Source organism: Pelagicoccus sp. SDUM812005, from assembly GCF_031127875.1.
In the GTDB taxonomy this organism is placed as follows: Bacteria; Verrucomicrobiota; Verrucomicrobiia; order Opitutales; family Opitutaceae; genus Pelagicoccus.
This window is the reverse complement of the sequence record NZ_JARXIA010000011.1, coordinates 139,516-160,986: the sequence shown is the minus strand read 5'-3', so window position 1 is coordinate 160,986 and position 21,471 is coordinate 139,516. Positions and strand designations below refer to the sequence as shown.

23 protein-coding genes are annotated in these 21,471 nt (G+C 58.9%); 11 read left to right on the top strand and 12 right to left on the bottom strand.

Annotated elements, in window-relative coordinates:
• Window positions 1–8: 8 nt before the first annotated feature.
• Entirely contained in the window at window positions 9–1,418 is a 1,410-nt protein-coding gene (locus tag QEH57_RS14350; RefSeq protein ID WP_309007440.1) for a sigma-54 dependent transcriptional regulator, read from the bottom strand.
• Window positions 1,419–1,515: 97 nt separating this feature from the next.
• Here QEH57_RS14350 and QEH57_RS14345 point away from each other — a divergent pair, with 97 nt between their 5' ends.
• The 3 genes from QEH57_RS14345 (at window position 1,516) to QEH57_RS14335 (ending at window position 4,545) form a co-directional block, all read left to right on the top strand.
• Window positions 1,516–1,746 carry a hypothetical protein gene (locus QEH57_RS14345; protein ID WP_309007439.1) on the top strand — a complete coding sequence of 77 codons (231 nt, stop codon included), beginning with the start codon at window positions 1,516–1,518 and terminating at the stop codon, window positions 1,744–1,746.
• On the top strand, window positions 1,746–2,621 hold the full coding sequence (locus QEH57_RS14340; RefSeq protein ID WP_309007438.1) for a transglutaminase domain-containing protein: 876 nt from the start codon (window positions 1,746–1,748) through the stop codon (window positions 2,619–2,621). The genes QEH57_RS14345 and QEH57_RS14340 overlap by 1 nt, the downstream gene beginning before the upstream one ends.
• Window positions 2,622–2,754: 133 nt before the next feature.
• Window positions 2,755–4,545 (top strand): sulfatase, encoded by a 1,791-nt coding sequence (locus tag QEH57_RS14335; protein WP_309007437.1) that lies wholly within the window; start codon window positions 2,755–2,757, stop codon window positions 4,543–4,545.
• Window positions 4,546–4,621: 76 nt separating this feature from the next.
• Here QEH57_RS14335 and QEH57_RS14330 read toward each other — a convergent pair whose 3' ends face one another.
• From QEH57_RS14330 to miaA, 3 genes are all read right to left on the bottom strand, one after another.
• Window positions 4,622–5,488, bottom strand: coding sequence for a 50S ribosomal protein L11 methyltransferase (locus QEH57_RS14330; protein WP_309007436.1), 867 nt, complete (start codon window positions 5,486–5,488; stop codon window positions 4,622–4,624).
• A gap of 17 nt (window positions 5,489–5,505) precedes the next feature.
• A complete protein-coding gene (locus QEH57_RS14325) occupies window positions 5,506–6,027 on the bottom strand; it encodes a hypothetical protein (protein ID WP_309007435.1) in 522 nt (173 codons plus the stop codon).
• Between the two features lie 84 nt (window positions 6,028–6,111).
• Window positions 6,112–7,074 carry a tRNA (adenosine(37)-N6)-dimethylallyltransferase MiaA gene (gene miaA / locus QEH57_RS14320; protein ID WP_309007434.1) on the bottom strand — a complete coding sequence of 321 codons (963 nt, stop codon included), beginning with the start codon at window positions 7,072–7,074 and terminating at the stop codon, window positions 6,112–6,114.
• A 138-nt stretch (window positions 7,075–7,212) separates the two neighbouring features.
• Between miaA and QEH57_RS14315 the strand changes: the two genes are divergently transcribed.
• Both QEH57_RS14315 and QEH57_RS14310 read left to right on the top strand, forming a co-directional pair.
• Window positions 7,213–8,058: a UDP-2,3-diacylglucosamine diphosphatase gene (locus tag QEH57_RS14315; RefSeq protein WP_309007433.1), complete on the top strand. Its 846-nt coding sequence runs from the start codon at window positions 7,213–7,215 to the stop codon at window positions 8,056–8,058.
• 192 nt (window positions 8,059–8,250) lie between these two features.
• Complete coding sequence (locus tag QEH57_RS14310; RefSeq protein WP_309007432.1) at window positions 8,251–9,141, top strand: mechanosensitive ion channel domain-containing protein; 891 nt, start codon at window positions 8,251–8,253, stop codon at window positions 9,139–9,141.
• Window positions 9,142–9,312: 171 nt separating this feature from the next.
• Here the strand turns inward: QEH57_RS14310 and QEH57_RS14305 are convergent, their stop codons facing one another.
• The 4 genes from QEH57_RS14305 to QEH57_RS14290 all read right to left on the bottom strand — a co-directional run bounded on the left by QEH57_RS14305 (window position 9,313) and on the right by QEH57_RS14290 (window position 12,814).
• Window positions 9,313–9,828 carry a hypothetical protein gene (locus QEH57_RS14305; protein ID WP_309007431.1) on the bottom strand — a complete coding sequence of 172 codons (516 nt, stop codon included), beginning with the start codon at window positions 9,826–9,828 and terminating at the stop codon, window positions 9,313–9,315.
• 66 nt (window positions 9,829–9,894) lie between these two features.
• A complete protein-coding gene (floA, locus tag QEH57_RS14300) occupies window positions 9,895–10,902 on the bottom strand; it encodes a flotillin-like protein FloA (protein ID WP_309007430.1) in 1,008 nt (335 codons plus the stop codon).
• A gap of 17 nt (window positions 10,903–10,919) precedes the next feature.
• Window positions 10,920–11,384, bottom strand: coding sequence for an NfeD family protein (locus QEH57_RS14295; protein ID WP_309007429.1), 465 nt, complete (start codon window positions 11,382–11,384; stop codon window positions 10,920–10,922).
• Window positions 11,381–12,814 carry a hypothetical protein gene (locus QEH57_RS14290; RefSeq protein WP_309007428.1) on the bottom strand — a complete coding sequence of 478 codons (1,434 nt, stop codon included), beginning with the start codon at window positions 12,812–12,814 and terminating at the stop codon, window positions 11,381–11,383. The genes QEH57_RS14295 and QEH57_RS14290 overlap by 4 nt, the downstream gene beginning before the upstream one ends.
• Window positions 12,815–12,972: 158 nt before the next feature.
• Here QEH57_RS14290 and QEH57_RS14285 point away from each other — a divergent pair, with 158 nt between their 5' ends.
• The gene (locus QEH57_RS14285; protein ID WP_309007427.1) at window positions 12,973–13,893 is read left to right on the top strand and encodes a hypothetical protein; all 921 of its coding nucleotides are present in this window, start codon (window positions 12,973–12,975) and stop codon (window positions 13,891–13,893) included.
• A gap of 88 nt (window positions 13,894–13,981) precedes the next feature.
• Here QEH57_RS14285 and ndk read toward each other — a convergent pair whose 3' ends face one another.
• The 4 genes from ndk to fabG all read right to left on the bottom strand — a co-directional run bounded on the left by ndk (window position 13,982) and on the right by fabG (window position 16,827).
• Window positions 13,982–14,398, bottom strand: a complete 417-nt coding sequence (gene ndk, locus QEH57_RS14280) for a nucleoside-diphosphate kinase (RefSeq protein ID WP_309007426.1) — start codon at window positions 14,396–14,398, stop codon at window positions 13,982–13,984.
• Between the two features lie 43 nt (window positions 14,399–14,441).
• Window positions 14,442–15,692 carry a beta-ketoacyl-ACP synthase II gene (fabF, locus tag QEH57_RS14275; protein ID WP_309007425.1) on the bottom strand — a complete coding sequence of 417 codons (1,251 nt, stop codon included), beginning with the start codon at window positions 15,690–15,692 and terminating at the stop codon, window positions 14,442–14,444.
• Window positions 15,693–15,782: 90 nt separating this feature from the next.
• Complete coding sequence (gene acpP, locus QEH57_RS14270; RefSeq protein ID WP_185658393.1) at window positions 15,783–16,043, bottom strand: acyl carrier protein; 261 nt, start codon at window positions 16,041–16,043, stop codon at window positions 15,783–15,785.
• Window positions 16,044–16,080: 37 nt separating this feature from the next.
• Entirely contained in the window at window positions 16,081–16,827 is a 747-nt protein-coding gene (gene fabG, locus QEH57_RS14265) for a 3-oxoacyl-[acyl-carrier-protein] reductase (protein ID WP_309007424.1), read from the bottom strand.
• Between the two features lie 174 nt (window positions 16,828–17,001).
• Here fabG and QEH57_RS14260 point away from each other — a divergent pair, with 174 nt between their 5' ends.
• From QEH57_RS14260 to proC, 5 genes are read left to right on the top strand one after another with little or no spacing between them, the layout of a single operon-like run.
• Complete coding sequence (locus tag QEH57_RS14260; protein ID WP_309007423.1) at window positions 17,002–17,754, top strand: pseudouridine synthase; 753 nt, start codon at window positions 17,002–17,004, stop codon at window positions 17,752–17,754.
• Window positions 17,755–17,776: 22 nt separating this feature from the next.
• Window positions 17,777–18,511, top strand: a complete 735-nt coding sequence (locus QEH57_RS14255) for a hypothetical protein (protein ID WP_309007422.1) — start codon at window positions 17,777–17,779, stop codon at window positions 18,509–18,511.
• 50 nt (window positions 18,512–18,561) lie between these two features.
• A complete protein-coding gene (folD, locus tag QEH57_RS14250) occupies window positions 18,562–19,437 on the top strand; it encodes a bifunctional methylenetetrahydrofolate dehydrogenase/methenyltetrahydrofolate cyclohydrolase FolD (protein ID WP_309007421.1) in 876 nt (291 codons plus the stop codon).
• A gap of 35 nt (window positions 19,438–19,472) precedes the next feature.
• Entirely contained in the window at window positions 19,473–20,609 is a 1,137-nt protein-coding gene (locus QEH57_RS14245) for a hybrid sensor histidine kinase/response regulator (protein WP_309007420.1), read from the top strand.
• A 53-nt stretch (window positions 20,610–20,662) separates the two neighbouring features.
• On the top strand, window positions 20,663–21,463 hold the full coding sequence (gene proC, locus QEH57_RS14240) for a pyrroline-5-carboxylate reductase (protein WP_309007419.1): 801 nt from the start codon (window positions 20,663–20,665) through the stop codon (window positions 21,461–21,463).
• The last annotated feature ends 8 nt before the right edge of the window (window positions 21,464–21,471 follow it).

Genomic DNA, 21,471 nt, shown 5'->3' with positions numbered 1-21,471 from the left:
ACGGGAATCTACTTCCCCTTCTTCGTCTTGCGATAACGAATGTAGTCGCGAGCCACCCCAATACGTCGTGCTGCTTTGGATACATTCCCGCCACACTCGTCGATCGCCAAATCGATCAAGCGATCGATCGCTGCTTCCAGCATAAAACCTTCCTCCGGCAGCGACCAAGCCGGGTTCAGCCAGTCCCCGTTGTTGGAATCCGAGGTCGCCGCATCGGAGCTCCCTGTGGTTCCCGGCATCCCCATAAACTCCAGGCACTCCGGGTCGCCCAAGACCAACGCCCGTTCGATCTCGTGCTGCAGCTCACGCACGTTGCCCGGCCATTCGTAATTGCAAATCCACCTGCGGCAACGTTCGGAAAAGGAAGCCTTCTTGTATCCATATTTTCGAGCAAGCCCGGTCAGCAAATGCTCCGCCAAGCGCAAGGCGTCATCGCCTCGATCGCGCAAGGGAGGAATCGTAAAGCTCAACAAGTTGAGCCGATGGTACAAGTCCTCGCGGAACTCTCCCGTAGCGGACAGTTCCTTGAGCGAGCGGTTCGAAGCCGCGATCAGACGTACGTTCACGTCGATCTGCTTGCTGCTCCCCACCTTGCGAATCCGTCCGTCCTCGATCGCCGTCAAAACCTTAGCCTGCAAGGCTGGACTCAAGCTCGCGATCTCGTCCAGAAAGAGAGTCCCGCCGTCCGCCGCCTCGAACAAGCCGATGCGGGCCTGCTTGGCATCCGTGAACGCCCCCTTCTCGTGCCCGAAAAGCTCCGACTCCGCCAATTGCTCCGGCAAAGCCGCGCAATTCACCACCACCAGCTCCTTGTCGCTGCGCGAACCGTTCGCATGCAACCAACGGGCAACACTCGACTTCCCCGTTCCCGTTTCCCCTTCGATCAATACCGGCGGCAGCTTATCGGTCAGGCGGCGGTCCGCCTCGATCACCTTTTCCAATTGACCGCGGAAAGCCTCCAGCGACTCCCCGAAAAACAGACCCTCGTCCGAAGACGCCTGATTGCTCGGGCGATTCCGGTGACGCTTCAAGCGCGACTCGCGACGCCCGCTTTGAGCTCGCCCCAAAACCAACGGCAGCTCCTGCGGATCGAAGGGCTTGGCCAGGTAGTCGCTGGCACCGCGACGGATCGCATCCACCGCCACCGCTACGCCTCCATCCGCCGTCATGATCACGATCGGGATTTCACCCTGCTCCTGAGCGACCTCGATCAGATCCAGGCCCAGTCCATCCGGCAAGTTAACATCCGCCAAGACGTAATCTAACGGCAAGTTCTCTAAAGCATTGCGCCCTTCCTGCAGGGTTCCTACCGCCGTACAGGCCGCCCCTTGGCTTTCCAAGTAAGCCGTCAAACGCTTCCTCAGCAAAAGTTCATCTTCAACGATCAAGATTTCCCGTCCACTCAGCAATGCGCTCATGTATCCAACAAGTCCCGACTTGCCCAAAGAATCAAGCCCAACCTCGTCGCCGCATTTCGCGCTTCACTCCCCCGCGAATTCCCTCCACCCTATCGCCATGGATTTGCACTTCCTCCTCGCCTCTTTCGCCAACCTGCTACTCAGCGTTACCTACACCATCATCTCGCTCTTCTGCGGGGTTTACGCGATCAAACTGATCGACCATTACCTACTCAAGAAAATCGATATCGAAGAAGAGCTCGGCAAGAACAACATCTCGGTCGCCATCTTCGCCTCCAGCCTGCTCCTATTCGTGGCCATCATCATATCCTTCGGCCTGCGCGCCTAGTGAAGCAAAAGCCGCTCAAACTTTTTTGGATCGTCCTGCCTTTAGCCTGCTGGACCCTTGCTCTCTTCATCCAACAGGGCTTGGAGGAACGCCCGCCCCAACCCCCGACACTTCCCGATCGTAGTGAAGCCTCGGATACGATCTTCGTGGACGAGCTAGAGCTGACTCTGCTGGACTTCGCCACTCAGACGGAGGACGAGCGGCCCTACGTCCTTCCCGCCGACGCCCTGGCTCGCTCCCTCTCCTCCCGCACCCGCATTCGCGAGCGAGATATCAAGAACAAACCCAAGAACTCGCCGGATATTAAGCAGGACAAAGGCTACTACTTCATCGACGCCAACCAGCAAAAGTTCGCCGCCTCCAAGCTCGGACTCGATTTCAAGCACCACTTCCAGAACTGCTTTCTCGTCGGCTACAAGCCATTCGACGTCAGCGAAATTTGGATGCCGCACGAGGTGCTCACCATGCGACTCAAGTATCAGCTCGACGAGGACAACTTCGCCGGCTTCCAAGAAGTCTGGCTAACCTCCTACGAGGCCTTCCAGCGCGGACGCGGCGACTGCGAGGACCACGCCATCGCCCTCGCCGACTGGCTCATCGAAATGGGAGAGGACGCCCGAGTCGTAACCGGAACCCACAAGGGCGGAGGGCACGCCTGGGTCGTGCTCATCCGCGAAAAGGGGACCTTCCTGCTAGAATCCACCGACAAGAAGCTGCGGCGACTCTTCAGCTCCTACCCACTGGCCAAGCTCGCCAAAGACTACGTTCCCGAAACCATGTTCAATCGCGAATTCTATTGGATCAACAGCAAGCCGGAAGAAACCAGCGACTACACGGGAAGTCACTGGTTCAAGAACGGCCGCATCACCTACTAAACCGCGCCGCAAGTATCCAGTCTCCCTCTACAAGGCCTGCCCCCCCTTTCCCAAGGAACGCGTCACGCTTTCCAACATGAAATAGAGCCCAACTACAATTGCGCTCTCCCCAACTCCCCCTAACCTTCTCCTTATGAAATTCCCCCTCCCCCCCTTGCTCCTGTGCCTGCTTGCGTTCGCCAGCGTCCTTTTCGCGGACGATCGCCCCAACATCCTCTGGATATCCGCCGAAGACCACGGACCGCACCTCGGCTGCTACGGCGACGAGTACGCCACCACCCCCAACCTGGACGCCTTCGCTGCCCGCAGCCTCCTCTTCACCAAGGCCAGCTCCAACGCCCCGGTCTGCGCCCCCGCCCGCACCACTGTAATTTCCGGCATGTATCCACCCAGCCTCGGCGCCCACCACATGCGCAGTCGCGTCCCGTCGCCCAGCTACCTCAAGTTCTTCCCCGTCTACCTGCGCGAAGCCGGCTATTACACCACCAACCAAAACAAGGAGGACTACAATCTGGAAACCGGCGACAAAGGTTGGAACGACTCCTCCAAAACCGCCCACTGGAAAAACCGTCCCCACCCCGAGCAGCCCTTCTTCGCCGTCTTCAACTTCACCGGCACCCATGAAAGCAAGATCCGCAACGAAAACAAAAATCCCCACCACGACCCCGCCCTCGCCCCCGTCCCTCCCTACCATCCCGACACTCCCGAGGTCCGCAAGGACTGGGCCCAGTACTACGACCGCTTGAGCGAACTCGACCGCTACTTCCAAGACCGACTCGACGAACTTGAGGCGGCCGGCCTCGCCGACGACACCATCGTGCTCTTCTGGTCCGACCACGGGTCGGGCATGCCACGCTCCAAGCGCTTCCCCGGGTGGTCTGGCCTCCACGTCGCCATGATCGCCCACATCCCTGAAAAGTTCCGCCACCTCGCCCCTAGCGACTACCTGCCCGGCGCCAAGAGCGATCGTCTAGTCAGCTTCGTCGACCTCGCCCCCACTACCCTCGCCCTCGCGGGGATCGAGGCTCCCGACTACTACCACGGCCAAGCCTTCCTTGGTGAAAACGTGGCAGCCGCGCCTCGCTATTCCTACGGATTCAAGGGCCGCATGGACGAACGCACCGACGAGTGCCGCACCGTAACGGACGGACGCTACGTCTACATCCGCAACTACTATCCGCACCTGCCGCACGGCCAGTTCCTTTGGTACCAACAGCAGACCCAAACCACGAGCCAGTGGTATCAGCTTTTCAAGGACGGCAAGCTCGACTCCTTACAATCCGCCTTCTGGGAGCCTCACCCCTCCGAGGAACTCTTCGACCTCGTCAACGATCCGCACGAGACCGTCAACCTAGCCGAAAGCCCCGACTACCAAGGAATCCTATCCACGTTCCGCGCCGAGCTCAGCGCCCACCAAAGCCGCACTCGCGACCTCTCCTTCATTCCAGAGCCCATCCTGCGCAAGGTCGCCCTCGCCGGCGAATCTCCAGCCGAAGCCTTCGCTTCCTACTTCGAGCCGAACTCTCACCGGAGCGAGCTACCAACGTACCCAATTCCCGAATACTGGAAACTCATAGAGCTGCTCTCCGCGACCGCTGCGGAAATCCAAGCCGCCTTGCCGCAAGCCGTCGCTGCCACGAAGCACGACGAAGCTTGCTTGGCCGTGGTAGCCGCCGAACTCGTAGCCTTGCACAGCAAAGATCGTCAGGCCCGCGACCAAGCGATGGAGATTCTGGTCTCCTACGCCCGCTATCCTGAGAACGAACTCATCCTCAGCCTCCAAGCAAGTGTCGCCCTCGACCACATCCACGCAGCCGGTATCCAACTCCCGGATTCAGTCAAGCAACTGACCGACGAGCACGAAAGCATCCCGGGCTGGGCCAAGGCCTACCGCCCTCGCCTGCTGGAGCGCTTCCAAAAATAAAGCTCGCCAGCGGCGAGCTTCGGAGGACGGCCCGCTGAAGCGATCCTACAGCGCCGCCGCGGGCTAACGTTTCGCGCTACGCCAGGAGCGTCACGCTCGACCACTCGCCCAGCTCGTGGATCTGCATGTCCTTCCACTCGCGCAGCGGAGCAAAGGCAGCTTTCACCTTCTCCGCTTCGTGCGTTAGGATACCGCTCAAGATCAAGGTGCCCCCTTCCGCAACTACGGGAGCGATGGTTTCGCAGAATTCGATCAAGACCACCGCGAGGATATTCGCCAAAACGAGATCGTAGGGCTGTCCCGAAAAACCGCTCTCCAAGTCGTCTACCGTGAAAGGCACTTCCGGGGTTTCGTTGAGCTCCCCGTTCTCCACGGCGATGCGCACCGCGTCCGGATCGTTGTCGAAACCAGTCACTTCGCCAAAACCGAGTCGCTTCGCCGAAATCGCCAAGATGCCCGAGCCGCAACCTGCATCCACCACTTTGAGGCTTCCGATCTTATCGGTTCCGATCCGCTCGCGAGCCTCGATCAAGCGCTCCACGCACAGGCGCGTCGTACCGTGGTTGCCCGTACCGAACGCCATGCCCGGATCCAGCCAAACCGCTTCGTGCCCTGCTGGCAGTTCGTATTCACCTTTCAACCACACCGGCACCCAATGCAGCGGACCGATCGCCCAAGGCTTGAAGTGCTCCTTGTAGCTGTCCTTCCAATCGGAATCCTGGATTTCGCGCAGCTTCGCATCGCCCGTCACCTGGGCGATGCCGGATAGTTCCGCCCAAGCTGCTTTGGCTTCCGCCGCCGTATCGTAGATACCTTGCACGCGGTACCCCTTGGCTTCGAAGTCCTCGAAGAGGTTCCAGCGAGTCGCGTCTTCAACCTCGAAGACCGCTTCTTCCAAAATTGCGAATTCCTCTTGGGAAACGAATACAGTGATTTCGAACATGATAGCTTAGGTTCAGATTATCGCGCTTGCGGGCCTCGCTTGAAGACGCTGGCGCCGATCACGCCACCCAACGCGCCGAGGATAAGGGAAAGAGCAGAACCGGCAGCGAGCATCACTCCCACCACCAGCGGACGCACTTGCTCCAAGGTCAAATTCTCCGCGAATTCGGCGGCTTCAGGCTGACCGTCCTCGTAGAACTTACGCAAGATCTCTTCGCGCGCCGTTTCGAAATCCGCCTCGGCAAAACCGTTGTAGAACACGATAGCGAAAACAGTGAATGCCACCAGCATGCCCAGGAACGAAGAAACCGCCCCCAGCTTCGCTCCCGTTCCAGCCGAGATCGAAATGCTGTGACGCTTCGCGAAACCGCCAGCTGCCGCAAATCCGCCGATAATATAGTGGATACAAAGAAACAGGTAGCTATAGCCGACAAATCCGAGCACGGCCGTAATCGCCGCGGCGATCAATATCGACTTCTTCTTGGGACAGGTATCCAGGTCGACGATTTGTTCCTCTTCGCGTTCGTTCATCTCACTCATGATTCGGGCAGCATTGCAGTCTCGTTTCCTTGGTGGCGAGGCAAAATTCGGTTCAGCATCGCTTCCGGCGATCAACCCGAGCTTTCAACGATCGAACAACTCGTCCAGCTCCACCTCGCGTCCGCCCGTCAGATCCAGGCGCTGGCCCGTTTCCGGCAACTGCCCGCGAAACCAAGTCCGCTGCTTCTTGGCCAAGCGACGCGTATTGGTGGCGATCTTTTCCGCCAATGCCTCCAAATCGTATTCGTCCCTCAGATACGCGATCGTTTCCCGATAGCCGATAGCGTTGCAGGCGCTCGGGTTCCGCTCGATCCCCCGCTCCAACAAAGACTGCACCTCCGCCACCAAGCCCGCGTCCAACATGATCGACACCCGCTGGCCGATCCGCTCGTTCAGCTCCTCCTTCTCGCGCTCGAGAATGCACAGCGACTTGGGAGCCTCCACCAGAGCGTTCGTCTGGGCAGCAAAGGCCGCCTTCAGCTCGAGCAAGGTTTGCCCCGACTCCAGACAGCGCTCCAAGGCCTTGGCCACCCGACGCGGATTCGCGGCGTCCAAACCGTCCAAGCCCTCGGGATTGAGCCGTCGCAGCTCCGAGACCGCAGGCTCCAAGCCCGTCTCCATCAACGCACGCACCCGCTCCACCGTCGCCTCCGAAACGCTCACCGCATCGATCACGGGAGCAAAAAAAGCCTTCAAGTAAAACCCGCTTCCTCCCGTCACCAGCGCCTTGCGGCCGCACCCCTGGATCTCGCGGATGCTCGCGATCGCCGCCTCCACGAATCGACCGATGTCCATCGGTTCCGAAGGCTCCAAAAAATCGATCAAATGGTGCGGCACCCGAGCACGCTCTGCCGCAGTCGGCTTTGCCGTACCGATGTCCATGCCGCGGTAGAAGAGCAGCGAATCGCAGTTCACGATCTCCGCCCCCTCGCGCTCCGCCCACTGCAGGGCCAGCTCGGTCTTGCCGACCGCGGTGCATCCGCTCAGGCAATAAATCCGCTCCAGCGGACGATCCTCCGCCTCCTTTTCCTGTCTGTTCCCTCGCATTTGTGACTATTGCGCAACTAGGCCGTTACGTGTCGGCAACAACTCCTTCCAGCGAAAACAATTGACTCGCGCCACCCATTTCGAGCGTCATTAAAAAGAGCGTCACCGCACCAAACCTCCTCGGTCAGCTCGCAACTCATGAAGAAGCCTCCGCTCAGATTCAAGACGATCTTCATCTCGGACGTCCATCTCGGCACCTTGAACTGCAAGGCGAAGGAGTGCTTGCACTTCCTCAAAAACACTCGTTGCGACCGCCTCGTGCTCAACGGCGACATCATCGACGGCTGGCAGCTGGGCCGCGGCAGCAAGTGGAGCAAGATGGACACGAAATTCGTGCGCTACATCCTCAAGCGAGTCGAGAAGCAGCAGCAGGAAGTCATCTACCTGCGCGGCAACCACGACGACATCCTCAGCCGCTTCCTCCCCATGGAGTTCGCCACCGTGAAGATCGTAGAGGACTACATCCACGAAAACCCGAATGGCCGCTACCTGGTCCTGCACGGCGACGTTTTCGACACCATCACCAAGAACTTCACCTTCCTCGCACACCTCGGCGACTGGGGCTACAAGATGCTCATGGGCCTCAACCGCTGGTACAACAAGTACCGCTCCTGGCGCGGCAAGGAATACTACTCCCTCTCCAAGGCCATCAAGGCCAAGGTCAAGAAGGCCGTAAGCTTCATCTCCGACTTCGAGGAAAAGCTGGCCAAGCTCGCCGAATCGCGCGGCTGCACCGGCGTGATCTGCGGCCACATCCACACCCCGGCGGACAAGCAGTTCGACAAGCTGCACTACCTCAACTCGGGCGACTGGGTCGAATCCCTCTCCGCGATCGTAGAGCACGAGGACGGCCGCTTCGAACTGCTGCACTTCAAGGACTTCGTCCTAGAGTACCCGATGAAAGGCGACAGCGTCCTGGTCGAAGCCGAGGAGGACGAGCTCGAAACGGAGCTCTCCCCCAAGCTCGTCGCCGAAGGGTTCTGAGGCTTCCAAGGCCTTCCGCGTAAATTTAGCGGAAAACTTGTGACTTTACGACTTTCGCCCTAGTCTAATCTGGCGAATACGGGGCGTAAGCTCTCTTCGTAAATCGCTCACTACCAAGAGAAAAAACTGGATAGCAACCCGCTTTACCATTTTTCTTACAGTTCCTTCCACCACCAACAAAAACCATCCTATATGGCACAAGAAAACATCGACACAGCAACTAGCGCCGCCAAGTCAGCGGAATCCTCAAATGACGGCATCACGGCCTTCTTCACCGAAGATCGAATCAACAGCATCATCGAATGGGCAGCCGCCAACGGCCTCAAGCTCATCGCCGCAATCCTCATTTTCGTAATCGGAAAGTGGGTCGTCGGCAAAATCCGCAACGGCGTCAAGAAAGCCATGGAAAAGAAGCAGGTCGACCCGGCCCTCGTTTCCTTCGGCAGCAGCATCCTCTACTACATGCTGATGATCGCCGTCATCCTGGCAGCCATCCAGCAAATCGGCTTCCAGACCACCTCCCTCGTGGCCATCATCGGTGCCGCCGGCCTCGCCGTCGGTCTCGCCCTGCAAGGCTCCCTCTCCAACTTCGCGGCCGGCGTGCTCATCATCATGTTCCGCCCCTTCCGCATCGGCGACGTCATCGACGCCGGCGGCCACGTCGGATCCGTCAAGGAAATCGGCGTGCTCGTCACCATCATGCACAGCCCGGACAACAAGAAGATCATCGTCCCGAACTCCGCCATCATGTCCGGCAGCATCACCAACATCACTGCCAACGACACTCGACGCGTCGACATGTCCGTAGGCGTCAGCTATTCCGACGACCTGGACAAGGTGACCGACATCATCAAGGACGTCCTCAAGGCCGACGAGCGCGTACTCCCAGAGCCAGCCCCGCAAGTCGTGGTATCGGCCCTCGCCGACAGCAGCGTCAACTTCCACGTTCGCCCTTGGACCAAGAAGGAAGACTACTGGGGCGTCTTCTTCGACTTCCAGAAGACCATCAAGCAACGCCTCGACAAGGAAGGCGTATCCATCCCCTTCCCACAGCGCGACGTTCACCTGCACAAGGTCGACTAAACCGCCATCAGCAATTTCCCAAGACAAGCCGCAGCCTAATCGCTGCGGCTTTTTCGTGCCTTCCCATTGGACCGCCGCGACAGACCAACGCCCCACCCCTGCCCATCCGACCACAAAAAGGCCGCTCTCCCCAAAGGAAAGCGGCCTCGAAATATAAGATACCAACGGATCTCAGCGCATGCCCACCGGCGTATCCAGAACTTCGCGCAACACGATGGCGGTCTTCAGCGAACCTCGATCTCCCAAACTCCGCTTAACGCGGTGACGTATTTGGCCGCCGGATACAGAGCTTTCGCTGATCGGCACCTGCCACCTGGCCTTCGCGATCGAGCCGGCCTTTTCCTTGGCCAACTGGTGAGCCTTCTTCGCCTCTTCGAGCTTCTGCTCGATCTCCAAGCGGCGCTTCTCGAACGGATCGGCCTGCCCGTAGGGAACCTCTTCCACGGCCTCCACGGCCGGTTCCTGTCGGCGAGGGACCGCAACCGGACGCTCTGGAATCGCTTCCACTTCCTCCGGCTCGTCGAATACCAAGCTTCTCGGCGGCTCCGCCGTCGGTCCGGCGCTTTCGCGCTGGCGCTCCAGGATCTTCCGGCGAATCTCCTCTTGGATCTTGCGAGCTCGTTCCGCCGCGTCCGCGTCGTACTCCTCTTCCTCCTCTGGCCGCTTCCCCTTGAGGGAAGAGATCATATAGAGCAGAAAGATTACGACTGGGGCAAACTTCCCGAGATTGTCAAAAAGCCAATCCATGGCCGATTAGCGGGCTTCCTTTTCGCTCTCGCCCGTGCCCGATATCGAGTCGCGCATCCGCGTATCCGACTCGACGTTCTTCATCTTGTAATAGTCCATGATGCCCAAGTTTCCGCTACGGAACGCTTCCGCCATGGCCAGCGGCACCTGAGCTTCCGCTTCTACCACCTTGGCGCGCATTTCCTGCACGCGGGCCTGCATCTCCTGCTCAAGGGCAACCGCCGCGGCGCGACGGATTTCCGCTTGGGCCTGAGCCATGTTCTTGTTCGCTTCCGCCTGGGCTTCCTGGAGCATGGCGCCCACGTTCTGCCCGACGTCCACATCGGCGATGTCGATCGAAAGGATCTCGAAAGCCGTGCCCACGTCCAAGCCGCGCTGCAGCACCACCTTGGATATGCTGTCCGGACTTTCCAAAACCTTCTTGTAGCTGTCCGCCGAACCGATGGTGGTTACGATACCTTCGCCCACGCGAGCGATAATCGTCTCCTCCTTCGCGCCCCCTACGAAACGATCCAAGTTCGTGCGAACCGTGACGCGGGCCTTGGCCTTCACCTGAATGCCGTCCTTGGCAACCCCGTCGATCGACTTCTTCGGGCCGTCTTGGCTTGGGCAATCGATAACCTTCGGGTCGACCGAAGTGCGTACCGCTTCCACGACCGACTTGCCCGAGCCCTTGGTCGCCAAGTCGATGGCACAGGCCTGCACCCACTCCAACTTGATGCCGGCCTTCTTGGCCGCGATGATCGCTTGCACCGTTGGGATCAAGTTGCCGCCCGCCAAGTAGTGCGCTTCCAGCGGCCCTTCCTGCAGGTCGATTCCAGCCTTGATCGCCGTAATCTTCGCATCGACCACCGTACCGTAAGGAACGCTACGCAAGCGCATCGCGACCAAAGTCGTGAAGCTCACGCCCGCTCCGGAAAGGATCGCCTTAAGCCAAGTTTGGAAGAAGGACAGCAGGTAGAGGAAGATTACCAGTCCGATGATGCCCGCGACAACGAGGGCTATTGTGATCATTGTGCTACTCATTATATTTATAATTTGGATACAGTTACTCTAAATTCATCGAAGGAGTCGACTTTCACCAGTTCGCCCTTCTCCAGAAATCCACTACGCGAGAACGCCTCGAACTTCTGACCGTCGACCACCACGTAGCCGGAGGGGGAAAGCACGGTCGCGGTGACCCCTTCCTTGCCGACCAGCTCGCTCTTGCAAACGTCCGGCTGGCTCTTGCCGTCGACTTGGTCCTGCAAAAAGAACCTCTTACCTGCCGCCGTCTTGGGCAGCACCTTGAATTCGAACCAAAGGCAGGCAATGACTCCAACGAGCCCCACGCCAAAGACGATAATCGCTCCCTCGATCGCATAGGTCTCGTACGCGAACGCCACCGCCGCAAGCAGGCTGATCCCGCCGAAGATCCCAACGATTCCGCCCGGGATGAAAATTTCCAACATGATGAGGGCGAGCCCCAGCACCATTAAACCGATTATTACGCTCATGATTCCACCAGCTCCACGACGTATCCAAAATCCGACTTCGCAAGCACCCGCACCTGAGCTCCGCGATCTGCCGATCCAAAATTGAGCTTCGCTTCGAAGCGCCGCCCCTCGATCTCGATCTGTCCCCCGGGCATCAAATCCGTAGCGGCCACCGCGATCGCCCCCACCAAGCTGGATTCAACGGGAGCCTCGCTCGGAAGCTCGACCTCCCTGCCCACACCCGCGATCGACTCCTTAAGCACCAAGCGGTCCCAGAGAAAGGTCTTCGGCAGGAACCGAGCCAACACCAGCACTCCGACCACCCCCATCAAGACGCCCCCGATGAGGTTTTGGACCGGCTTTTCGAACATCTCCCAACTCCAGACGAAGTCCGGGGTTTCCGCAGGCCAGATATCCGCCATGGCCCAAACCAAGCTCGCCAGCATCAAGACAAATCCCGGAATGGCGAAAAACAGGGTGCCCGGCGCCACGAAAACCTCCAGCGCCAAAAGCGCCACCCCGATGATAAACAGGAGCAAGGGTTCATGCCCCGAAAGTCCCGCCACGTTGTGGCCGAAAATAGCGATCAAGAAAAAGACCACGCCTACAATCCCGAACACCCCGAACCCCGGAGACTGGAACTCCACGTACACGCTGATCACCGCGACCGCCAACAGGAATGGAGCCAAGCCGACGATGAACTCGGCGAGATTGAGCGACCAAGAAGCCTCGAAGCGAGTGACCACAGGATCCGTATCCATCGCCAAACTACCGATCAACTTATCCAAGTCATCCACGATGCCGGAACCGAGCAAGGGCATGGGCGGGTCCCCGTACACTTCGTGGGCGCGTTTGGCCGTCAGGTTCAGCAGCTCCCCTTTCGGCGAGATGATCTCGTCCCCCACCTTAAACTCGAACTCCGGATCCATCATGGCCCGAATCACGTCGCTGCGAAACGGGTACTGGTCCGTGTAGGCTTCCATCTTGGCATTCAGGTAGGACATGAGCTTGCGCTTCATCGACTCGTTGATGTCCTGCCCCTGCCCCGTCACCGGCTCCGCGCTGCCGATCACCGCCTTGGACGTGAAATAGATCTCATGCGTCACCGAAGCGATAATGGCGCCCGCCGAAATGGCCTCGTCGTTCACGTAAGTGATCGTCTTTCCCGGAAAACGGTCGAGGATCTCCATGATCTCCAAGGTCGAATCAAGCCGCCCTCCCGGCGTCTTCATGTCCAGCACTACCGTGTCATAACCCTCGCTAATGGCCGTCTTCACCCCGCCGCGAATCGCGTACAAGGTAGGCTGGCCGATCGGCCCCTGCACCGGAATCACGTAAAACTTCGAGGAGGCATCCTGGGGCTTCCCTTCGAGAGCCTTGCTCGATTCCGCGTTTTCAGCGTCCCCAGCAGCAACTTGGGCCGAGGCGGTCGAATTCGCGAACGATGCCATCACAACGAAGCAAATCAGGGTACAACAACGAATTATCATGGGTTGAAGAACAGTGTCGTCTCGAAAGACGAAATGCAAGACCGACCCGTTGCAGTTCTCTTTCCTGAACTTTTGATTTCCAAAATCCCACAAAACGCACTTTAGTCCCCACGACTAACATGGAGGAAATAGAGTACCTTGGAGAAACCATTTACCGCTGGGAAGTCGGCGCCTCGACCTACCTAGCCTCGCCCACTCGCGGAGCCCGCTTGATGAACTGGAACCTCAGCTACGCTGACGGCACCTTCCGCGACATCATCCACTGGCCCGACATCGACTCCATCGACAAGCTCGTCAAAGCCCGCGGCGGCAACCCCATCCTCTTCCCCTTTTCGGCCCGCACCTACTCCAAGGGCGAAATCCAAAAGTGGGTCGCTCCCGACGGCAAGACGCGGCCCATGCCCATGCACGGCATCGCCCGCCAAAACGCCTTCGAAATCACTCGCGTGGACAAAACCGGCTTCGCCGCCAAGCTAACCCAAACCGAAGCGGACCAGGAAGCCTACCCCTTCGACTACGACTTCGAAGTCATCTACCGCTTCCAGGAAAAGGAGTTCAGCGTCGAGCTTCGCCTAGCCAACCACGGCAAGGAAAGCATCCCTTGGTCAGCCGGACATCATTTCTACTTCACCATTCCCTGGCTCGACGGCACCACGCGGGCCGACTACGACCTGCGCATCCCCGCCAAAAAAGCAGTTCGCCACGCGCCCGACGGGAGCCTGGACCCCGTGAAGGGACACAAGAAAGTCGAATCGATCGCCAACCCAGCCATCGTCGACCGTATCCACTACCAACTTACACAGCCCCTCGTCGAGTGCGTTTGCAAACAAGACGACTCGCGGCTGAAAATCGAGGTCGGAACCCAAGCGACTCCAAATCCCGGATACGCCCTCGTCACGTGGACCGAATCGGACAAGTCCCCCTTCTTCTGCATCGAGCCCTGGATGGGACCGCCCAACGCTCCCGAAAACGAGATCGGCCTCCACCACGTCGGCCCCGGAGAAACCCAAGCCTTCTCCGTCACCGTTTCCGTAGAATAGCCTCCCAGCGCGGCTGCCCTGCGTGACGCACAAAAAAACGCCCCACTTCCGCAGGGCGTTTCTTAAATTCGATCGGTATCCAGTTCGCTTACGCGTAGATCTCGTCGTCGGAGAAGAAGCGCTTGAGCTCCGCCGCCGCCGTGTCAGGACCGTCGGAAGCGTGGACGACGTTGCGCATCATGTCCGTACCGAAGTCGCCGCGGATCGTTCCGGCAGGAGCCTTGGTGGAATCCGTCGGGCCGAGCAGATCGCGCACGCGAGCAATCACGTTCTCGCCCTGCAGAGCGACGAAGATCACGGGACGCGAGCTCATGAAAGCCTCGATCTCCGGGAAGAACGGCTTGTCCGCCACGTGAGCGTAGTGCTCGCGCAGGATGTCGGAGCCAAGCTTGGACATCTTGCTGGCCACGATTTCGAAACCTTCTTTTTCGAAGCGAGCGAGCACTTGGCCAGCGAGGCCCTTTTCCATGCAGTCTGGCTTCAGGATGATGAATGTCTTTTCCATTTTTATATCAGTTAAAGGGGAGAGATAAGTATCGATGGTCCAACTACACGGAGCGGAAAATCAAAGAGGCGTTTTGGCCGCCAAATCCGAGGCTGTTGCTCATGGTTACGCTGAGCTTCGCGTCGCGGGCTTCGTTCGGCACGTAGTCGAGATCGCAATCCGGATCCGGAGTCTGCAAGTTCATGGTCGGAGCGATCTTGCCTTCTTGCAGCATCTTGGCGCAGGCAACCGACTCGATACCGCCAGCAGCCCCGAGAAGGTGGCCCGTCATGGACTTCGTCGAGCTGATCATAAGCTTATCCGCATGAGCTCCGAACAGACCGCGAACCGCAGCCGTTTCGAACTTGTCGTTATAAGGCGTCGAAGTGCCGTGAGCGTTGATGTACTCGATCTGCTCAGCGTTTAGGTTCGCGGAATGCAAGGCCCGCTTCATGGCCGAGATCAGTCCCTTGCCTTCCGGGTGCGGAGCAGTGATGTGGTTCGCATCGCAAGAAGCGCCGTATCCCGCCACTTCGCAAATGATGTTGGCTCCACGCTTCTTGGCGTGCTCGAGCGACTCGATCACGATGATGCCGGCGCCCTCACCCATCACGAAACCGTCGCGACCTGCGTCGAAGGGACGGCTGGCGTGCTCGGGGTCGTCGTTGTTGGTAGTCATCGCCTTCATCGAGCAGAAGCCCGCGTACGCGAGAGGCGTAATGGTCGCTTCGCTGCCGCCGCAGATCATCACGTCGGCTTCGCCAAGTCGGATCGTCTTGAGCGCCTCGCCGATCGCGTGAGCTCCCGTCGCGCAGGCACTGACGATGGAGAAGTTCGGCCCCATCGCTCCGTACTCGATGGCGAGCACGCCGGAAGCCATGTTGGAAATGAGAGCTGGGATCAGGAAAGGAGACACCTTGCGCGGACCGCCTTCGATCAGCTTCTGGGCGTTCTTTTCCATGGTATCCATGCCGCCAATACCAGAGCCGACAAAAACGCCGATACGCTCGGGGTCCTCCTTGTCGAACTCGAGTCCGGACTGCTCGACGGCTTCCTTGGCTGCCGCGAAGGCGAACTGCACGAAACGGTCGTTGCGACGCGCTTCCTTGGGGTCCATCGCGGCGGCGGGATCGAAATCGCGGATCTGTCCACCGATCTTGCAGGTAAACTTTTCCGTATCGAAAGCGTCGACGCGGCTGATTCCGTTTTTGCCTGAGATCAGGCCATTGAAGAAGCTATCGACATCCAAGCCGATAGGGGTGACGGCGCCCAGGCCTGTCACTACCACTCTTTGATTATCCGGCAATTCGCTCATAGAATGCTGTGGTTTTTGTACGAAAAAGTCGCTTGAAGCAAAGACTTCCAAGCGACTCTCGTCGAAAATTGATTTATAAAGCTCGGTCGCTTACGCGCCAGCCTTGCCGTTGATGTAGCTGATTACATCGCCAACAGTCTGCAGCTTTTCAGCGTCGGACTCAGGAATCTCACCGTTGATCTCATCCTTGAACTCTTCTTCGAAGGCCATGATAAGCTCGACTGTATCGAGAGAGTCAGCGCCCAAATCGTCGAGGAAAGATGCACCTGGAGTGATCTGCTCTTCGTTGACGTTGAGCTGGTTTACGATGATCTCAGAGACCCGTTGTTCGATTGTTTTTTCGTCAGCCATTTTCGGTCAAAAAATAAGTTATAAAATTCACGAGGGATCACATCGCCATGCCGCCGTCAACGGTAAAAACTTGGCCCGTGATATAATTAGCTTCCTCGGACGCTAAGTACGTGACCATGTTGGCGATATCCGCCGCCTCGCCCATGCGCTTGAGCGGGATTTGCGGCAGGATCATATCCAGCGCGGAATCGGCCAGCTTGGAGGTCATATCCGTCTTGATGAATCCCGGAGCCACCGCGTTGACCGTGATGCTGCGGGAAGCCAGCTCGCGAGCGAGGCTCTTGGTGAAACCGATCATGCCTGCCTTGGCCGCAGAGTAGTTGGTCTGGCCAGCGTTGCCCATGATGCCCGAAACGGACGTGATATTGATCACCCGACCGAAGCGCTTGCGGGTCATAGGGCGAGCCAAGCCCTTCACCCAGTAGAAAACGCTGTTCAAGTTAGTGGAAACCACATCTTCCCAATCCTCTTCGCTCATGCGGAAAAGGAGGTTGTCGCGGGTGATGCCGGCGTTGTTTACCAGGATGTCGATATTGCCGAACTCCGCGAGCAGCTCTTCGCAGACCTTGGCCACTGCGACCTTGTCGCCCACGTCGACCGCCCTAGCAACTGCCTTGCCGCCGGAAGCGTTGATGGCTTCCGCGGCCGCTCCGCAAGAGGACTCGGACTGCGAAACGCAGATCACGGTGACGCCTTCCTTGGCGAGGGATTCGGCGATCGCGCGGCCGATACCGCGGCCCGCTCCGGTTACGAGGGCAACTTTGTTGTCGAAAGTGAGGTTCATAGATTGGGAAAGGTTGCGGTTTTCGAGCTCGACCGCCACGGTCTGGCTACCAAAAGACAAAAAGGACTACGCCTCGCCTGCCGCTTGGCAACGATAGTTTTAGGGAAAGCAATTCTCAGGCATAAGAAACATTGCCACGGCCCGTTTCCCCTGCACGATCTGCCGTTTTTTCCGATGGACTCGCCACAACTGATAAGAACTCAAAAACTCCTCGCCGACGCCGGCCTTTGCTCGCGACGCGTCGCGGAGGAATACATCAAGAACGGGGAAGTCACCATCAACGGCAAAACCGCTGAACTGGGCTCCAAAGTCCAACCCGGAGTCGACGACGTGCGCCTCAACGGACGCCGCGTCAAGTCGGTCAAGAGCAAGAAGCAGCTCGTCATCGCCCTCAACAAGCCGAAGGGCTTCATCTGCAGCAACGACGACCCGCACAACGAACGCACCGTTTTCGACCTCCTGCCGAAAGATTTCACCGGCGAACGCCTCTTCTGCGCCGGCCGCCTGGACAAGGACTCGGAGGGTCTGCTCATCCTCACCAACGACGGAGACCTGGCCAACCGCCTCATGCACCCGTCCAACCTCATCACCAAGCGCTACCAAGTCTCGCTCAAGCAACCCTACCCGCGATCCAAGCTCTTCCGCCTCATGCGCGGCGTCACCGTGGAAGGCGAGAAACTAAAAGTGGAAAAGGCGGTCTTCGCAGGAGACAAGAACAAGGAGGAGTCCACGGAGCTCGACCTAGCCATGCACCACGGCAAGAAGCGCGAGATCCGCCGCCTCTTCCAAGCTCTCCACTTCGACGTAAAAAAGCTAAAGCGGTATCAGATCGGTCGATACAGCATCAAGGGCATGCCCAAAGGTGCCGGAATCGCCCTCACCTCCCGCGAAATCAGCCTGCTCTTCAAGGCCGACACCGACCTGTAAACTCCCTTAAAACCAAACGACCATGAAGCTAATCATCGCATCCCTTGCTTTCGTCCTAGCCTCCATCGCTTCCGCCGCAGACGGCATCCCCGTCTACCTAGACGCCGCCGAGGACTCCCTCCAAGTAGGCGAGCTCGAAGCGATTTCCCTCGCCGTTCCCGCCCATTGGCCGCGCGGCGTAGAGCCGGTCGAGGGCTGGCAGCCCATCTACTACCGCGACACCTTCGAGGTCTACCTCGACAACAACGACATCGCCAAGGACCTCTCCGCCAAGCCGGGCCGCCCCTACTTGACCGCCCCGACCAACGAAGCGCCCACCCTCGCGGTCGCCACCGACAAGGACAAGATGGACATCCTCAGCGTCGATACCTGGTACTGCAAAGTCCAGCTCGAGACCATCATCGTCGGCTACATCCAAAGCTCTTCCATCGAAGCCAGCAGCATCGTGACCAGCTTGGCGACCGATCCGATTCCCCAGGCATCGACATCGTCCCAAGCCCCTGCCGCCGCCATCACCGAACTGGTCGGCCGCTTCGAAAAGACCGGCATGCTCGGCAAGAACCGTACCGGCATGTCCTACAAGCTGGCCGGCCTAGACGGGAAAGCCCTCGCCTTCATCGATACCTCCGAAGTGCCCGAGCGGATACACGTCGAAGACTTTATCAACAAGGAAGTGCGCGTATCCGGAATCCTGAAGCAAAAGGAAGACAGCGACGACGTCATCCTCACCGCGCAATCCATCAAGAAAGCATTTTAAGCTGCCTTCCACGCCGCTTCCCGATCGTCCCACTTCAAAACCTCCTCTCCATGAAACTCATCGACGGAAAAAAAATCTCTCAAGATATCGTATCCGAACTAACCGAGTCGGTCTCTAAAATCGAAGGGCAGAAGCCTTGCATCGCCTTTATCCGCGTCGGCGAAGACCCAGCCTCCGTTTCCTACGTTCGCCAAAAGAACCGCACCGCAGAGAAGATCGGCATCAAGCCCCTGCTCTTCGAGCTCCCCGAGACCATCACGCAAGAGGAACTCTTCGCCAAGGTCGACGAGCTCAACGCCGACAGCTCCGTGCACGGCATCCTCATCCAATCCCCCCTTCCCAACGGACTCGACGAGCAAGCCGCCTTCAACCGGATCGATCCCAACAAGGACGTCGACGGCTTCCACGTGCAAAACGCGGGCCGCGTCGTGCAGGAAGACCCGAACGGCTTCGCCTCCTGCACCCCCGCGGGCATCATCGAGATCTGCCAGCGGGAAGGCATCTCCCTCGAAGGCAAGCACGTCGTCGTCATCGGCCGTAGCCTCATCGTCGGCAAGACCTTCGCCCTGCTCGCCATGCAAAAGGGCGCCCATGCCAACGCGACCGTCACCGTTTGCCACTCCCGCACCAAAAACCTGCCGGAAGTGGTCCGCGCCGGCGACGTCGTGGTCGCCGCCATCGGTAGCCCGAATTTCGTCACCGCAGACATGGTCAAGGAGGGCGCCGTCGTCATCGACGTCGGCATCAACCGCGTCGAAGATGCTTCCAAGAAGTCTGGATACAGGCTCGTGGGCGACGTCGATTTCGCCGCCGTCGAACCGAAAGCCTCCCGCATTACGCCAGTCCCCGGCGGCGTCGGCCCCATGACGGTGGCGATGTTGATGAAAAACACTTTCAAAGCTCACCAACTTCAGTCAGGTTCCTAAACAATCCCTCCTGCAACAGCACTAACGCTTCCTGAATGAGCGAACTTCCTTCAACCCAAGACCTGCCTAAAACCCAAAGCACAGTGCTCGTCGTCGACGACGAGCCGATCAATATCCAACTGCTGCAACGCAAACTGGAATGGGATGGGATCACAGTGCTGACCGCGACCAACGGCGAAGCGTGCTTGGAAGTCGCCAAGGAGGAACGACCGGACCTGATCCTGCTCGACGTCATGATGCCGGGCATGGATGGCTTCGCCGTTTGCGCCAAGCTGCGCGAGGACAAGCGAACCAACGCCATCCCCGTCATCTTCGTCACCGCCCATAATTCCAAGAAAGGCAAGCTGGAGGGACTCGAAGCCGGCGCCGTCGACTACATCACCAAACCGATCGACCTCGACGAAACCATCGCCCGCGTGCGCACCCAGCTCAGCTACCTCGCCATCAACAAGGCAAACGTGGAGCTGACCCGCCGCCTCGGCGAATCCCGCCGCTCCGCCGCCATCGGCGCCCTCACTCAAGGCATCGCCCACAACCTGAACAACCTGCTCGGCGTCGTCATGGGCTACCTCGAGCTGGCCAAGGTCAACTACAAGGACCCGGACAAGGTCCTCAAGAACATCGCCCGCGTGGAGTCCGCCTCCAATCGCATCGTCGGCATCATCAAGCAGCTCAGTACCGTCGCCTTCACCACCCGCCTCCCTCTCCACGAGATGGGACTGGAGCGCCTCATCTCCGGCAGCCTGCGTCGCGCTCAAGAAGACAGCAACCGCGACTACGACGTAGAAGTGCAAAACCAAGTCGGCGAAATTTTCATCAAGACGAACATCGAGGCCTTCGAAGACGCCCTCTCCAAGCTCGTGATCAACGCCTGGGAAAGCTATGGCCCGGACTTTGCGGGCGAGCGCCCGATCAACTTGGTCGTCTCGCAGAACGAGCAAGACATCGAGTTCTGCATCATCGACCAAGGACGCGGCATCGATCCGGAAGTCGAGGAGAACATGTTCGAACCTTTCATCAGCACGAAGAACACTGTTGGTGTTGGCATGGGGCTTACTGTTGCCCGCCACGCGATACGCACCCTTGGCGGCGAGATCAGCATCTCGCCGAACGACGACGGACAAGGCGTCACCGCGAAATTCACCCACCCTATCAACCGAGAAGAACGCTAGTCCCTCGCCAGACGGACTCGCGCCTTCCCTGACCTCCCAAGGAGGATAGAACTATGAAAATCGGATTCATCGGTGCCGGCAACATGGGCCGCGCCATCGCAAACGGATTGGTCGCTAAGGGAGTTTGCTCAGCAGACGCCCTCCAGTGCATCAGCGCCTCAGGAAAAGGTTCCGCCAAAATGGCGGAGCAAACAGGAGCGAAAGTCGCTTCCAGCAAACGAGAGCTTATCGAGCAATCGGACATTATCGTCCTCGCCTTCAAGCCGCAGCATTTGGAGACCATAACGGAAGAAGAAGCGAAAGCTGCCACTGGCAAGCTCGTCGTATCCGTTCTAGCAGGACGCACCCTCGCCTCCATGAAAGCCGTCTTTCCCGACGCTGCCAACCTGGTCCGCGTCATGCCGAACACCCCTTCCCAAATCGGCAAGGGAGTATCCACCTACTGCTTCGAGCAAGCCCCGAGCGAAGCTCAGAAGAAGACCGTCGACGAAGTGCTCGCCTCGCTCGGCACCTCCTACGAGGTAGTGGAAGACCAACTACACGTCGCCACCGTTATCAACGGATGCGGCCCGGCCTTCTACTTCCGCATCGCCCAGCTCATCAGCGAAGCAGCCGACAAGCGCGGACTCGACAAGAACCTTGCCCTCCAGCTAGCAGCCGAAACCGGAATCGGCTCCCTCGAGCTGCTCATGGCCAGCAAGCGCGATCCCCAGGACCTCATCGACGAGGTGGTTTCGCCCAATGGCGTCACCCATGCCCTGCTCACCAGCTTGGACCGCCAAGGACTGCCTGCCATCATCGACCAGTCCACCCAAGACGCGGCAGACCGCTCCATCGAGCTCTCCCAGAGCTAGAAGACTCC

Coding starts and splice junctions, on each gene's coding strand:
- QEH57_RS14350 (WP_309007440.1), bottom strand. CDS start 1,418: ATGAGCGCATTGCTGAGTGGACGGGAAATCTTGATCGTTGAAGATGAA.
- QEH57_RS14345 (WP_309007439.1), top strand. CDS start 1,516: ATGGATTTGCACTTCCTCCTCGCCTCTTTCGCCAACCTGCTACTCAGC.
- QEH57_RS14335 (WP_309007437.1), top strand. CDS start 2,755: ATGAAATTCCCCCTCCCCCCCTTGCTCCTGTGCCTGCTTGCGTTCGCC.
- QEH57_RS14330 (WP_309007436.1), bottom strand. CDS start 5,488: ATGTTCGAAATCACTGTATTCGTTTCCCAAGAGGAATTCGCAATTTTG.
- QEH57_RS14325 (WP_309007435.1), bottom strand. CDS start 6,027: ATGAGTGAGATGAACGAACGCGAAGAGGAACAAATCGTCGACCTGGAT.
- miaA (WP_309007434.1), bottom strand. CDS start 7,074: ATGCGAGGGAACAGACAGGAAAAGGAGGCGGAGGATCGTCCGCTGGAG.
- QEH57_RS14315 (WP_309007433.1), top strand. CDS start 7,213: ATGAAGAAGCCTCCGCTCAGATTCAAGACGATCTTCATCTCGGACGTC.
- QEH57_RS14310 (WP_309007432.1), top strand. CDS start 8,251: ATGGCACAAGAAAACATCGACACAGCAACTAGCGCCGCCAAGTCAGCG.
- QEH57_RS14305 (WP_309007431.1), bottom strand. CDS start 9,828: ATGATCTCTTCCCTCAAGGGGAAGCGGCCAGAGGAGGAAGAGGAGTAC.
- floA (WP_309007430.1), bottom strand. CDS start 10,902: ATGATCACAATAGCCCTCGTTGTCGCGGGCATCATCGGACTGGTAATC.
- QEH57_RS14295 (WP_309007429.1), bottom strand. CDS start 11,384: ATGAGCGTAATAATCGGTTTAATGGTGCTGGGGCTCGCCCTCATCATG.
- QEH57_RS14290 (WP_309007428.1), bottom strand. CDS start 12,814: ATGGCATCGTTCGCGAATTCGACCGCCTCGGCCCAAGTTGCTGCTGGG.
- QEH57_RS14285 (WP_309007427.1), top strand. CDS start 12,973: ATGGAGGAAATAGAGTACCTTGGAGAAACCATTTACCGCTGGGAAGTC.
- ndk (WP_309007426.1), bottom strand. CDS start 14,398: ATGGAAAAGACATTCATCATCCTGAAGCCAGACTGCATGGAAAAGGGC.
- fabF (WP_309007425.1), bottom strand. CDS start 15,692: ATGAGCGAATTGCCGGATAATCAAAGAGTGGTAGTGACAGGCCTGGGC.
- acpP (WP_185658393.1), bottom strand. CDS start 16,043: ATGGCTGACGAAAAAACAATCGAACAACGGGTCTCTGAGATCATCGTA.
- fabG (WP_309007424.1), bottom strand. CDS start 16,827: ATGAACCTCACTTTCGACAACAAAGTTGCCCTCGTAACCGGAGCGGGC.
- QEH57_RS14260 (WP_309007423.1), top strand. CDS start 17,002: ATGGACTCGCCACAACTGATAAGAACTCAAAAACTCCTCGCCGACGCC.
- QEH57_RS14255 (WP_309007422.1), top strand. CDS start 17,777: ATGAAGCTAATCATCGCATCCCTTGCTTTCGTCCTAGCCTCCATCGCT.
- folD (WP_309007421.1), top strand. CDS start 18,562: ATGAAACTCATCGACGGAAAAAAAATCTCTCAAGATATCGTATCCGAA.
- QEH57_RS14245 (WP_309007420.1), top strand. CDS start 19,473: ATGAGCGAACTTCCTTCAACCCAAGACCTGCCTAAAACCCAAAGCACA.
- proC (WP_309007419.1), top strand. CDS start 20,663: ATGAAAATCGGATTCATCGGTGCCGGCAACATGGGCCGCGCCATCGCA.